The organism is Pseudomonas sp. MWU12-2037 (assembly GCF_023242345.1).
GTDB lineage: Bacteria > Pseudomonadota > Gammaproteobacteria > Pseudomonadales > Pseudomonadaceae > Aquipseudomonas > Aquipseudomonas gingeri_D.
On sequence record NZ_JALLIZ010000002.1, the window covers coordinates 298,530 to 311,257 of the forward strand.

A 12,728-nucleotide genomic window follows, 5' to 3' on the forward strand; every position below is an offset into this window, starting at 1 on the left:
GCCCATGTCACTGCAACCCATCCCTCTTCACCGCGCTCAGGCCCTCGGGCCCGGGCTCCCGCCCCGTGCCGGGCTGGGGCTCAAGACCGAACATTTTCAGACGGTACTCGAAACGCGCCCCGACCTCGGTTTCTTCGAGGTCCACGCCGAAAACTACATGGTCGCCGGCGGGCCGTTTCATCATTACCTGGGTTTGATCCGCGAACAGTATCCGCTGTCGTTGCACGGCGTCGGTTTGTCCATTGGTGCCGAAGGCCCATTGGACAGCGAGCACCTGAAGCGCCTGGCGACACTGATCGAGCGCTATCAACCCCAATCCTTTTCCGAACACCTGGCCTGGTCGACCCACGGCCCGGTGTTTCTCAACGACTTGCTGCCGCTGGCCTACGACCCCGCCACCTTGCAGCGGGTCTGCGAGCATGTCGACCAGGTGCAAAGCACCTTGAAACGTCCAATGCTGCTGGAGAACCCGGCGACTTACCTGCAATTCCAGCGCTCGACCCTGGATGAGGCGGACTTCATCAGCGAAATCATCCGCCGCACCGGTTGCGGACTGCTGCTGGACGTGAACAACGTCTACGTCTCCAGCATCAACCACCAGCGCGATCCGCTTGCCTACATTGAGGCCCTGCCGCTGCACGCCGTGGGAGAAATCCATCTGGCCGGCTTTGCCGAAGATGCCGATAGCCTCGGTGACCGTCTGCTGATCGACGATCACGGCGCCCCCATCGACCAGGCGGTCTGGGCCCTGTATCAACAGGTACTGGCGAAGATCGGGCCGATGGCGACCCTGATCGAACGCGACAACCGGCTCCCCGCCTTCGCCGTGCTCCTGGCCGAAGCCGGGCAGGCCGAGGAATTGCTGAAACAGGCCGAGGTGAGAACATGAGCGACCAGGCCAGCTTCAGCGCCGCGCTGCTCGACCCGCGGTTGCCTTGCCCGCCCGGCCTGTGCAGCCGCAACGGGGCCGACCCGGCCAGTCGTTTCGCGGTGTATCGCAACAATGTCCAGAGTTCGCTGATCAACGCCCTGGCGGACAGCTACCCGGTGGTCATGGCCCTGGTCGGCGAGGAGTTCTTCCGTGCCATGGCCGGCCTTTATATCCAGCACTTCCCGCCCATCAGCCCGATCCTCAACGACTATGGCCAGGACTTCGACAGCTTTATCCAGGGCTTCGCCCCGGCGGCGAGCGTGCCTTACCTGGCCGACGTGGCCCGCCTTGAGCGCTTGCGGATCAACGCCTATCACGCCGCCGATGCAACGCCCCTGAGTCCGGAACAGATTGGCGTTTACCTCGCCGATCCCGAGGCCCTCAATCGCCTGCAGGTTCACCTGCACCCCAGCGTCGCCGTGCTGAATTCGTCCCATGCGGTCGTGTCGCTATGGGAGGCCCATCAAGGCGACGGCCTTATGGAACAGCTCGACCCGACGCAAGCCGAAGCCGCACTGGTCCTGCGCCTGAACTGGCGGGTCGAGGTGTTCAAGATCGATATCGGCACCCTGGTATTTATCCAGAGCCTGCAAAACGACTGTCCGCTGGAGTTGGCCCTTGCCTACGCTTATGACGCCAGCACTGCGTTCGATCCGAGCCATGCCCTTGCCCTGTTGATTCGCTACAGCGCCATCATCCACCTGCACCCAGAACAAAAGGCCCGCCCATGAACATTCACACTGAATCGCAGAACCCCATCGCGCGCCTGATCGGGCGGATCATCCAGCTGTTCGAGATGATCCCCTACAGCCTGATTGCCTTTGTCGCACGCTTCTCCATCGCAGCCGTGTTCTGGAAGTCCGGACAGACCAAGGTCGAGGGCTTTGCCGTGGACCTGATCTCCGGCACATTCGATATCGGCCTGCCGCGCCTGGCCGACTCCACCATCCCGCTGTTCGCCAGCGAGTACAAGGTGCCGTTGCTGTCGCCGGAAGTGGCCGCCCACCTGTCGGCCTTTGGTGAACACTTTTTCCCGGTGCTGATCCTGCTGGGGTTCGCCACGCGCTTTTCGGCATTGGCGCTGTTCGGCATGACCTTGACCATCCAGCTGTTCGTCTACCCGAATGCCTACCCGACCCATGGCACCTGGATGGCTATCCTGCTGCTGTTGATGGCCAAGGGACCGGGTGTGTTCTCCATCGATCACTTGATCGCCAAGCGTTATCGCTGAAGCCGCTCCAAGGCCTCGCCGCTACGCTTGAACCAGCCGATCAGATAGTCGGCCAACACCTGCGTACGGCGCGGCAGGCCGCCCTGGTAAGGGTGCACCAGATATAGCGGCATATCGCGGGTACGGTAGTCGCGCAACAGCCAGCGCAGACGGCCATCAGCCAGTTCCGCGGGCAGGACGTAGGACGGCAGGCGGGCGATACCGGCGCCCACCAGTGCCGCTTTCTTCAGCAAGTTGTAGTGATTGCTGGCAAAGGGGCCACCCACCCGCACCCGTAGCAGCTCATGCTGCCGGTGGTATTGCCACTCCTCGCGGCCACTGTAGTGGCTATTGAGCAGACAACGGTGATTGGCCAGCTCCTGGGGCGTCTGCGGCTCGCCGTAACGTTCCAGATAGGCCGGGCTGGCACAGGTCAGTTCGTTCATCACCAGCAATGGCCGAGCCACCAGGCGTTCGTCGTTGCCGACTTCGGTGCGAATCGCCAGATCGAAGCCCTCGCGGGCCAGATCGCGGAAACCGTTGTTCAGGTCCAGCTCGATCTGGACATCGGGATAATCCCGGGAAAACTCCAGCAACAAGCCATCAAAAAAGGTTTCCCCCAGGGACACCGGCACGGTCATGCGCACGGGACCGGCGATATCGTCCTTGAGCCGGGCCAGGGCCTGATGCGCCCGCTCCACTTGCACCACCAGCGCCTGGGCCTGGGGCAACAAGGCCGCACCGGCGGCGGTGAGGCTCAGGCGCCGCGTCGTGCGGTGCAACAACACCACCGAGAACTGCGCCTCCAACTGGCTGATGCGCTTGGACAATTGCCCCTTGCTGCAGCCCAGTTGCTGGGCGGCCAGGGTAAAGCTGCCGGCCTCGACCAACACTGCGAACGCCGCCAGATCATCCATCTCGCTCACTGGATTGTTTCCAAAAGAAAACCAAAGGTTGCCTATTAGCGCGCTTATCAATGGAAAAATCCACTCTAGACTGAAAGCTCAATCACCCACTGGAGGAACCGCACCATGAAAATCCTATTGATTGGCGCCCATGGCACCATCGGCTCGGCCGTGGCAGAGGAACTGGGCCAGCGTCACGAGATCATCAAGATCGGCCGCAACAGCGGTGACCTGCACGTGGACATCAGCGACAGCGCGTCGATTCGCAAGCTGTTCGAGCAAACCGGCAAGTTCGACGCATTGGTCTGCGCCGCCGGTAACGTGAACTTCGTGCCGTTGGCCGAGATGAGCGAGAAGGACTTTGCGCTGGGTCTGCAGGACAAATTGATGGGCCAGGTCAACCTGGTGCTGATCGGTCGCGAGTACGCCAACGACGGCGCCTCGTTCACCCTGACCAGTGGCATTCTGAACCGCGATCCGATCCGTACCGGTGCCTCGGCCAGCCTGGTCAACGGGGCCATCGACGGCTTCGTCAAGGCCGCCGCCATCGAGTTGCCGCGCGGTCTGCGGGTGAACTCCATCAGCCCGAACGTGCTGGTGGAAGCCATGGCCAGCTATGCACCGTACTTCCGTGGATTCAAGCCGGTGCCGGCGGCGGATGTGGCCTTGGCCTACGCCAAGAGCGTGGAAGGACTGCAGACGGGTCAGACCTACTACGTCGGTTGAATGCCAGCGAGGCTTGTACAGCTCTCCTGGCCTGAGTAACGTGGCGGCACTTGCCAGGAGACCCCATGATGCGCGTTGCCCGTTCCTTGATGATTTTCGCCCTGCCGCTGTTCGCCGCCGGCTGCCAGATGCTTGCACCGGCCACCTCGCATCCCACGGCGGGCCTGAGCCGGATGCAAGGCGAACTCACCAGCGTCGATGGCAAGCTGATGTTCCAGCCCTGCCAGGAACAGCGTCGCTTTGTCGTCAGCGACAGCGGCAATACCAGCGTCCTGCAGCAGGCCGCCAGCCTGTCCGGTCCGTCTGGCAAGCTGTTCGCCGACCTGCGCGGCAAGTTTTCCTCCAGCACGACCGACGGCAGCGACGGCCAGTTGAACCTGCAACAGTACTACCGCCTGGAACGCGGCACCGCCAGTTGCGACGAGCCCAACTTCAAATTCCAGACCGTGATTGCCAGCGGCCACAGCCCGGAATGGAGCCTGAAGGTCGGCGGCAACGGCATGATACTCGAACGCGAAAACCAGCCGCCCCTGGCCCTGCCCTATCTGGAAGAACAACTGGGTGACGGACGCTTCAGCCTGAGCAGCGAAGCCAATGCCCAGCACATCGAGCTGTGGGTCGCGCCGCAGTCCTGCGTCGACAGCAGCACCGGCAGCGTGCGCCACCTGAGCGCCGAACTGCGGGTCAACGGCCAGGTCCAGCGTGGCTGCGGCTATTTCGGCGGCGCCCGTAACGACTGATTCGACAAGCTGCTGTTTTAGCCTCACGGAATCTGGCCGTTGGGGCTTATAATCACCGGTTTGATGTAAAGCCGGCGCGCCCGCGTGGCCCGCACACTGGACCCTGTCATGTTACGAATCACCGAACTCAAGCTGCCGATCGACCATCCCGACGAAGACCTGCGCCCGGCCATCGTCCAGCGCCTGGGCATCGCCAGCGATGACCTGCTCGATTTCACCTTGTTCAAGCGCAGCTACGACGCCCGCAAGAAATCCTCCGAGCTCTGCTTCATCTACACCATCGACCTGTCGGCCCGTGGCGAAGACGCGCTGCTGAAAAAATTCGCCGAGGACCGCAATGTCAACCCGGCCCCGGACGTCAGCTACAAGGTGGTCGGCCAGGCGCCGGCCGATCTGCAGGAGCGTCCCGTGGTCGTCGGCTTCGGCCCCTGCGGGATTTTCGCCGGGCTGCTGCTGGCGCAGATGGGCTTCAAGCCGATCATCCTCGAACGCGGCAAGGAAGTGCGCGAGCGGACCAAGGACACCTGGGGCCTGTGGCGTAAAAGCGTGCTCAACCCCGAGTCCAACGTGCAGTTCGGCGAAGGCGGCGCCGGGACCTTCTCCGACGGCAAGCTCTACAGCCAGATCAAGGACCCGAACCACCACGGCCGCAAGGTCCTGCACGAGTTCGTCAAGGCCGGCGCGCCGGAAGAAATCCTCTACGTCAGCAAACCGCATATCGGCACCTTCCGCCTCACCGGCGTGGTGGAAAACATGCGCCAGCAGATCAAAGCCCAGGGCGGCGAAGTGCGCTTCCAGCAGCGGGTCACCGATGTGCTGATCGACGACGGCCAACTGACCGGCGTGCAGCTCGACAGCGGCGAACAGATCCACTCCCGGCACGTGATCATGGCCCTGGGTCATAGTGCCCGCGACACCTTCCGCATGCTCCACGGTCGTGGCGTGTACATGGAAGCCAAGCCGTTCTCGGTGGGTTTCCGTATCGAACACCCGCAATCGCTGATCGACCGCGCGCGCCTGGGCAAATACGCCGGGCACCCGAAACTCGGCGCGGCCGACTACAAGCTGGTGCACCACGCCAAGAACGGCCGTTCGGTCTACAGCTTCTGCATGTGCCCGGGCGGCACCGTGGTGGCGGCGACCTCCGAGCCGAACCGGGTGGTCACCAACGGCATGAGCCAATACTCGCGCAACGAGCGCAATGCCAACTCCGGGATCGTTGTCGGCATCACTCCGGAAGTGGATTATCCGGGCGGCCCGCTGGCCGGTATCGAGCTGCAGGAGCGCCTGGAGTCCCACGCCTTTATCCTCGGTGGCAGCAACTACGAAGCCCCGGCGCAACTGGTCGGTGACTTTATCGCCGGCAAGCCTTCCACCGCCCTGGGCAGTGTGGAACCGTCCTACAAGCCAGGCGTGGCCCTCGGCGATCTGGCCCTGGCGCTGCCGGACTTCGCCATCGAAGCCATTCGCGAAGCCTTGCCGGCGTTCGAGCGGCAGATCAAGGGCTATTCCCTGCATGACGCGGTGCTGACCGGGATTGAAACCCGTACCTCCTCGCCGCTGCGCATGACCCGTAACGACTCGATGCAGAGCCTGAACGTCAAGGGCCTGTTCCCGGCGGGTGAAGGTGCCGGTTATGCCGGCGGGATCCTCTCGGCGGGTGTCGACGGTATCCGTATCGCCGAAGCCGTGGCCCGGGACATGCTGGGGATCGGCGCCTGAGGGGCCGGACCATGACCTATAGCGTCTCCCCCATCGGTTTCGTGCGCTCCTGCTTCAAGGAGAAGTTCGCCATCCCGCGCCAGCCACAGCTGGCGCCGGCTGCCCGCGGCGTGCTGGAGCTGGTCGCGCCGTTCGACCAGGGCGAGGCCGTGCAGGGACTGGAGCAGGTCAGTCATGTCTGGCTGCTGTTCCTGTTCCATCAGGCCCTGGAAGACAAACCACGCTTGAAGGTGCGCCCGCCGCGCCTGGGCGGCAATCAGTCCATGGGGGTCTTCGCCACCCGGGCGACCCACCGGCCGAACGGTATCGGCCAGTCGGTGGTCAAGCTGGACCGGGTCGAAGCCCAGCGCCTGTGGATTTCCGGCATAGACCTGCTGGATGGCACGCCGATTCTCGATATCAAGCCGTACGTGCCCTACGCCGACATCATCCCTGGCGCCGTCAATGCCATCGCCAGTGCCGCGCCGGGGCTGATTCCCGTGCTCTGGACGGAGGGTGCACTGCAACAGGCCCATGACCATGCTCAGCGCCTTGAAGAGCCCCTGGTCGAACTGATCGAGCAATGCCTGGCCCAGGACCCGCGTCCGGCTTATCAGAAGCCAACCCCGGAACGGGAATATGGCGCCCAGTTCTGGGATCTGGATGTACGCTGGCATTACCCGGAAACCGGGACGATACGCGTACTGGAAGTGATCCCCGCCCGCTAGAAACGCCAGAAACACAAAAGCCCGCGCTGCCCTCTCAGGCAACGCGGGCTTTTTTGTTCAGGCCTATTTCTCGACGAACGCACGCTCGATCAGGTAATCGCCCGGCTCACGCATGCGCGGCGAGACTTTCAGGCCGAAGCTGTTGAGCACTTCGCTGGTTTCGTCGAGCATGCTCGGGCTGCCGCACAGCATGGCGCGGTCGTCCTGCGGGTTGATCGGTGGCAGACCGATGTCACGGAACAGCTTGCCGCTGCGCATCAGGTCGGTCAGGCGGCCTTCGTTCTCGAACGGCTCGCGGGTCACGGTGGGGTAGTAGATCAGCTTCTCACGCAGGGCCTCACCGAAGAACTCGTTCTGCGGCAGGTGCTCGGTGATGAACTCGCGATAGGCCACTTCGTTGACGTAACGCACGCCGTGGCACAGGATGACCTTCTCGAAACGCTCATAGGTTTCCGGGTCCTGGATCACACTCATAAAGGGCGCGAGGCCAGTACCAGTGCTGAGCAGGTACAGGTGCTTGCCCGGCTTGAGGTCGTCAAGCACCAGCGTACCCGTAGGTTTCTTGCTGATGATGATCTCGTCGCCTTCCTTCAGGTGCTGCAACTGGGAGGTCAACGGACCGTCCGGCACCTTGATGCTGAAGAATTCGAGATGCTCTTCCCAGTTCGGGCTGGCAATGGAATAAGCACGCATCAGTGGTCGGCCGTTTGGCTGCTGCAGGCCGATCATCACGAACTGACCGTTTTCAAAGCGCAGGCCCGGATCGCGGGTGCACTTGAAGCTGAACAGGGTGTCGTTCCAGTGGTGAACACTGAGGACACGCTCGTGATTCATGTTGCTCATTTGGATGGGGCTCCTGGAAATGTGGCCTGCGCCGTCAATTAGCGCGATTGCATAGCATTCTAATGGCGGCGACAATATCTGTTAACTGAATTATCAAGATAAGGGTTATCGGTTATATAGATATGCGATTTACTCTCCGTCAACTTCAGGTCTTCGTCGCCGTCGCCCAGCAGGAAAGCGTGTCCCGGGCAGCCGGGCTGCTGGCCTTGTCGCAATCCGCCGCGAGCACCTCGATCACCGAGCTGGAACGCCAGTCGAGCTGTCAATTGTTCGACCGTGCCGGCAAGCGCCTGAGCCTCAACGCCCTGGGCAAACAGCTGCTGCCCCAGGCCGTGGCACTGCTGGACCAGGCCAAGGAAATCGAGGACCTGCTCAACGGCAAGTCTGGTTTCGGCTCGCTGGCGGTGGGCGCCACCCTGACCATCGGCAACTACCTGGCAACCCTGCTGATCGGCCGCTTCATGCAGATCCACCCGGAAAGCCAGGTCAAGCTGCATGTGCAGAACACTGCCAATATTGTGCAACAGGTCGCGCACTACGAAATTGACCTGGGTCTGATCGAAGGCGATTGCAGCCACCCGGACATCGAGGTGCAAACCTGGGTCGAGGACGAACTGGTGGTGTTTTGCGCACCCCAGCACCCGCTGGCCCAGCGCGGCCAGGCCAGCCTGGAAGAACTGACCCGTGAGGCCTGGATCCTGCGTGAACAGGGCTCAGGCACGCGCCTGACCTTCGACCAGGCCATGCGTCATCATCGCAGCGCGTTGAATATCCGCCTGGAGCTGGAGCATACCGAAGCGATCAAGCGTGCGGTGGAGTCGGGGCTGGGGATTGGCTGCATTTCGCGTCTGGCCCTGCGCGATGCGTTCCGCCGTGGCAGCCTGGTGCCGGTGGAAACCCCGGACCTGGACCTGGCGCGCCAGTTCTATTTCATCTGGCACAAGCAGAAGTACCAGACCTCGGCCATGCGCGAATTCCTCGAACTGTGCCGTTCCTTCACCGCCGGGGTTCAACGCAGCGATGAGATCGTCCTGCCGACCATTGCCTGACGCTACCGGCGCTTAAAGCAGAATCACCGCCCAGACCAGGGCGATCATGCTCAAGGCCACGAATTGCGCGGCACTGCCCATGTCCTTGGCATTCTTGGACAAGGGGTGACGATCGAGGGAAATGCGGTCAATGGCCGCTTCGACCGCCGAATTGAGCAATTCGACGATCAGCGCCAGCAGGCACACGGCAATCAACACCGCGCGCTCGACCCGACTGACGTGGAACAGGAACGTCAGCGGGATCAACACCACGTTAAGCCAGACTAACTGACGAAAAGCCGCTTCGCCGGTAAAGGCCGCACGTAAGCCATCAAAAGAGTAGCCCACCGCGTTGAGCATGCGTTTAAAACCGGTTTGACCTTTGAAGGGCGACGGCATAGGTAAGCAACTACGTGAAGTGGAGTAGGAAAACTAACTCAACCGACGTCAAACAAAGATGAAAGAACCCATGCCTACTGGCTCGAAATTGACTCAAGTTGTTGCAGCAGCAGTGCGGCCTGGGTCCGGGTGCGCACCCCCAGCTTGCGGAAGATCGCCGTGACGTGGGCCTTGATGGTCGCCTCTGAAACACTCAACTCGTAGGCAATCTGTTTATTCAACAAACCTTCGCAGACCATGGTCAACACCCTGAACTGCTGGGGTGTCAGACTGGCCAGGCCGGCACTGGCGGCCTTGGCCTCGGCGGACACGCTGACCGCTTCGAATGCCTGGGGCGGCCACCAGACATCGCCATCGAGGACACTGCGCACCGCTTGCTGGATCACTTCCAGGGAACTGGACTTGGGGATAAAGCCGCTGGCGCCGAACTCACGGGAGCGCACCACCACCGAGGCTTCTTCCTGGGCCGAAACCATCACCACCGGAATCTGCGGGTATTGCCCGCGCAGCAGCACCAGGCCGGAGAAACCGTAGGCGCCCGGCATGTTCAGGTCGAGCAGGACCAGGTCCCAGTCGGCTTTCTCGGTGAGGCGGGTTTCCAGCTCGGCAATGCTGGCCACTTCCACCAGGCGTACATCGGGCCCCAGGCCCAGGGTCAGCGCCTGATGCAAGGCGCTGCGAAAAAGAGGATGGTCGTCGGCAATCAAGATGTCGTACGTGGTCATTTTTCCAATGATCCTGTTTTTATGCGTCAGGCTCGACGCTGTGCGTCCATTAGATTACAGGAAAGTCTTCAGATGCTCGTGGGCTTCGTCTTCAGTGTTGATCGGCAGCTGAAACTTGGCGCCCAGGTAGTGCGCGGTAAACACGTCCAGTAACGCGTCCAGCCCCTGGGCCGCACGGGTGTCCCCGGCCAGTTCCAGGCACAGGGCCGCCACTTCCGCGGTACAAAAATGATCATCGCGTTTGGAACGACGCAATTTGTAGCGGGACAACTGTTCGGATTCCAGGCTCAACACCGGAAAACGCTCCAGATAAGGGCTCTTGCGAAACATCTTGCGCGCCTCGGTCCAGGTCGCATCCAGCAGGATGAACAGCGGGCGCTTGCCGGGTGCCGGGTGTACCTGCGTCACCACCCGTTCCGGCGCCACGAACTCCCCCGGGAATACGATAAACGGCTGCCACTGCGGATCGTCCAACAGGGCCAGCAGTTGCGGATCGACTTCGGTCCGCGACCAACTGAAGGCGCTGGTGTCGGCGATCACATCGGCGATCAGCCAGCCGGTATTGCTCGGTTTCATCGGTTCGACGTCGTGCATCAGCAGGCACATGGCGGAATTCGACGCCACCCTGGGGCGCCAGGCGCACAGGCAATACTGAGGAATCACACGGCAGCCCGGGCAACGCTCGGCGCGTGAGCCGCGCGCGAGGAAGGGTGTTTTGGCACGGGCCAGGCGCTCGGCACGTAAACGGGATACGGCGTGGCTCATCGTGAAGAAAGTCGGCGGGAGGAAGGGCTGAACACGAACAATACGACTCGCAAGGGCAAAAGTGCACGGAGTTTACCAGAGAGCCCGGCGAGGTTTGAGCGCTCATCCGTCGACATTTCCGTCAGTAGCGCCCTAGTAGGGCCTACAACCGCCCTCTATACTTCGCGACCACTGAACGCACGCCCCGGTAACGGGTCGAAGCACCAGTTACCGAATCAGGAGAGTTGCATGCTGCGCCTTATCGTACCGTCCCTGGCCCTTTTGCTGGCCCTGCCCTTCAGTGCCCAGGCGGCGTCGCTGAAGGATTTCGAACTGAACAAGATGCTCAAGGACGTGGCCGAGCAGAGCAACGAAGGCCTGCCCCGTGAGATCGACGAGAACATCCTTGACGTCGGCTACACCGTTGAAGGCGCCGAACTGATCGACCACCTGAGCGTCCAGGCCGATTACGCGCAAAATATGCGCGATAACGCCAAGGCGGTTTACCTGCAACTGGGGGCCAGCGTGTGCCGTAACGCCAACTACCGCAAATTGATGGCCAAGGGCGCGGTCATGCGTTACGAGTTCACCGAGAACAAGACCAACCGTCCTGTGGCCTCCGCCCGTTTCGTGGAAAGCGACTGCCCGACGGAAACCCCGGTGAAGAAGAAAAAGTAACCCCTGCCATATCGCGCGCCGCCGTTCATCTTCGGCGCGCCGTTTCACCCCCGCGCCTGCGCGCAACGCCACTGACAAGCTGCTAAAGTCCTTTGCAAAGAGGCAATAAGCGGTTGCCAGACATGACTTTACAGGCTCATCATCAAATCGACATGGCACACATGCGACACATGCAGTGACGCGGCCTTGGCGAACTTTTCTTTCGGCCAAGCCAAGGGTTCCGTGCAGAAGGAGACGTTGAATGCCTTACCAACCGAATGACTTGCTGTCCCGTCATTTCCAGAACAATGGGATCGACCTCAGCCGGATCGAAGAGCAACTCGACCAGGTTGCTCCCAACAGTCCGAACCTTGAGCTTTACCGCGACATGATGCTGACCGTCCTGCGCATGGCCCAGGATGACCGCAACCGCTGGAATGCCAAGATAGTCCTGCAGACCCTGCGTGAACTGGAGAACGCCTTTCGCGTACTCGACCAGTTCAAGGGCCGGCGCAAGGTCACCGTGTTCGGCTCGGCGCGAACGCCCACCGAACACCCACTCTATGCCCAGGCCCGCGCCCTGGGGACCGCGCTGGCCCAGTCCAACCTGATGGTCATCACGGGCGGCGGCGGTGGCATCATGGCTGCGGCCCACGAAGGTGCCGGCCTGGAACACAGCCTCGGGTTCAATATCACCCTGCCCTTCGAACAACATGCCAATGCAACCGTTAACGGCACGCACAACCTGCTGTCCTTCCACTTCTTCTTCACCCGCAAACTGTTCTTCGTCAAGGAAGCCGATGCACTGGTGCTCTGCCCCGGCGGCTTTGGCACCCTTGATGAAGCCCTGGAAGTACTGACACTGATCCAGACCGGAAAAAGCCCGCTGGTCCCGGTAATTCTGCTGGATGCCCCTGGGGGCGGCTTCTGGCAAGGCGCGCTGGACTTTATCCGCAATCAGCTGGAGGCCAATCACTACATCCTGCCTGCCGACCTCAAGCTGATGCGCCTGGTCTACAGTGCCGACGAAGCCGTGGAAGAGATCAAGCAGTTCTACAGCAACTTCCACTCCAGCCGCTGGTTGAAGAAGCAGTTCGTGATCCGCATGAATCATCCGCTCAACGACCGCGCGATGGCGCAGATGCAAAAGGACTTTGCCGACCTGTGCCTCAGCGGGTACTTCTATCAGGGCCCCTGCAGCGAACCGGAACACGATGAACCCCAGTTCAGTCACCTGACGCGCTTGTCGTTCGCCTTCACGGCTCGGGACCAGGGGCGCTTGCGGGAGCTGGTGGACTTTATCAACCGGACGGAAAACTGGAGCAAGGCCAAGGCGCCGGCACAGGAGCACGCGCGCGAGCCGATCAAGGCGACGTGATTACCACCCAGCC

The 12,728-nt window shown here is 61.8% G+C and carries 15 protein-coding genes; 10 read left to right on the forward strand and 5 right to left on the reverse strand.

The features are described 5' to 3' along the window. Positions 1-4 precede the first annotated feature (4 nt). Genes M5B42_RS04575 through M5B42_RS04585 form a run of 3 tightly spaced genes read left to right on the forward strand, consistent with a single transcriptional unit; the run spans position 5 to position 2,162 of the window. Positions 5-889 (forward strand): DUF692 domain-containing protein, encoded by an 885-nt coding sequence (locus M5B42_RS04575; protein WP_248745135.1) that lies wholly within the window; start codon positions 5-7, stop codon positions 887-889. Further along, on the forward strand, positions 886-1,662 hold the full coding sequence (locus M5B42_RS04580; RefSeq protein ID WP_248745136.1) for a DNA-binding domain-containing protein: 777 nt from the start codon (positions 886-888) through the stop codon (positions 1,660-1,662). Before M5B42_RS04575 ends, M5B42_RS04580 begins: the two co-directional genes overlap by 4 nt. Next, positions 1,659-2,162, forward strand: a complete 504-nt coding sequence (locus M5B42_RS04585) for a DoxX family protein (protein WP_177099845.1) — start codon at positions 1,659-1,661, stop codon at positions 2,160-2,162. Before M5B42_RS04580 ends, M5B42_RS04585 begins: the two co-directional genes overlap by 4 nt. Here M5B42_RS04585 and M5B42_RS04590 read toward each other — a convergent pair. Continuing rightward, positions 2,153-3,067 (reverse strand): LysR family transcriptional regulator, encoded by a 915-nt coding sequence (locus M5B42_RS04590; RefSeq protein ID WP_103496310.1) that lies wholly within the window; start codon positions 3,065-3,067, stop codon positions 2,153-2,155. The genes M5B42_RS04585 and M5B42_RS04590 overlap by 10 nt on opposite strands. Positions 3,068-3,172: 105 nt before the next feature. Between M5B42_RS04590 and M5B42_RS04595 the strand changes: the two genes are divergently transcribed. The 4 genes from M5B42_RS04595 (at position 3,173) to tsaA (ending at position 6,941) form a co-directional block, all read left to right on the forward strand. Continuing rightward, positions 3,173-3,772 (forward strand): short chain dehydrogenase, encoded by a 600-nt coding sequence (locus M5B42_RS04595; protein ID WP_248745137.1) that lies wholly within the window; start codon positions 3,173-3,175, stop codon positions 3,770-3,772. Positions 3,773-3,840: 68 nt separating this feature from the next. After that, entirely contained in the window at positions 3,841-4,512 is a 672-nt protein-coding gene (locus M5B42_RS04600; protein WP_103499715.1) for a hypothetical protein, read from the forward strand. Positions 4,513-4,620: 108 nt separating this feature from the next. Then, the gene (locus M5B42_RS04605) at positions 4,621-6,234 is read left to right on the forward strand and encodes an NAD(P)/FAD-dependent oxidoreductase (RefSeq protein WP_248745138.1); all 1,614 of its coding nucleotides are present in this window, start codon (positions 4,621-4,623) and stop codon (positions 6,232-6,234) included. 11 nt (positions 6,235-6,245) lie between these two features. After that, entirely contained in the window at positions 6,246-6,941 is a 696-nt protein-coding gene (gene tsaA, locus M5B42_RS04610) for a tRNA (N6-threonylcarbamoyladenosine(37)-N6)-methyltransferase TrmO (protein WP_248745139.1), read from the forward strand. 63 nt (positions 6,942-7,004) lie between these two features. Here the strand turns inward: tsaA and fpr are convergent, their stop codons facing one another. Then, positions 7,005-7,784 carry a ferredoxin-NADP reductase gene (fpr, locus tag M5B42_RS04615; RefSeq protein WP_047526369.1) on the reverse strand — a complete coding sequence of 260 codons (780 nt, stop codon included), beginning with the start codon at positions 7,782-7,784 and terminating at the stop codon, positions 7,005-7,007. Positions 7,785-7,906: 122 nt separating this feature from the next. Between fpr and M5B42_RS04620 the strand changes: the two genes are divergently transcribed. After that, entirely contained in the window at positions 7,907-8,833 is a 927-nt protein-coding gene (locus M5B42_RS04620; RefSeq protein WP_152737885.1) for a LysR family transcriptional regulator, read from the forward strand. Positions 8,834-8,845: 12 nt separating this feature from the next. Here M5B42_RS04620 and M5B42_RS04625 read toward each other — a convergent pair whose 3' ends face one another. The 3 genes from M5B42_RS04625 to M5B42_RS04635 form a co-directional block, all read right to left on the reverse strand. Then, positions 8,846-9,211: a diacylglycerol kinase gene (locus tag M5B42_RS04625; protein ID WP_103499721.1), complete on the reverse strand. Its 366-nt coding sequence runs from the start codon at positions 9,209-9,211 to the stop codon at positions 8,846-8,848. Between the two features lie 74 nt (positions 9,212-9,285). Next, positions 9,286-9,936: a response regulator transcription factor ErdR gene (gene erdR, locus M5B42_RS04630; RefSeq protein WP_100938685.1), complete on the reverse strand. Its 651-nt coding sequence runs from the start codon at positions 9,934-9,936 to the stop codon at positions 9,286-9,288. 54 nt (positions 9,937-9,990) lie between these two features. After that, positions 9,991-10,701, reverse strand: a complete 711-nt coding sequence (locus tag M5B42_RS04635) for a tRNA-uridine aminocarboxypropyltransferase (RefSeq protein WP_248745140.1) — start codon at positions 10,699-10,701, stop codon at positions 9,991-9,993. Positions 10,702-10,929: 228 nt separating this feature from the next. On the opposite strand from M5B42_RS04635, the gene M5B42_RS04640 reads away from it, so the two are divergent. Together M5B42_RS04640 and M5B42_RS04645 are read left to right on the forward strand one after the other, a co-directional pair. Then, positions 10,930-11,358 (forward strand): PA3611 family quorum-sensing-regulated virulence factor, encoded by a 429-nt coding sequence (locus tag M5B42_RS04640; protein ID WP_103499723.1) that lies wholly within the window; start codon positions 10,930-10,932, stop codon positions 11,356-11,358. Positions 11,359-11,599: 241 nt separating this feature from the next. Beyond that, positions 11,600-12,715: a TIGR00730 family Rossman fold protein gene (locus M5B42_RS04645; protein WP_103499724.1), complete on the forward strand. Its 1,116-nt coding sequence runs from the start codon at positions 11,600-11,602 to the stop codon at positions 12,713-12,715. The last annotated feature ends 13 nt before the right edge of the window (positions 12,716-12,728 follow it).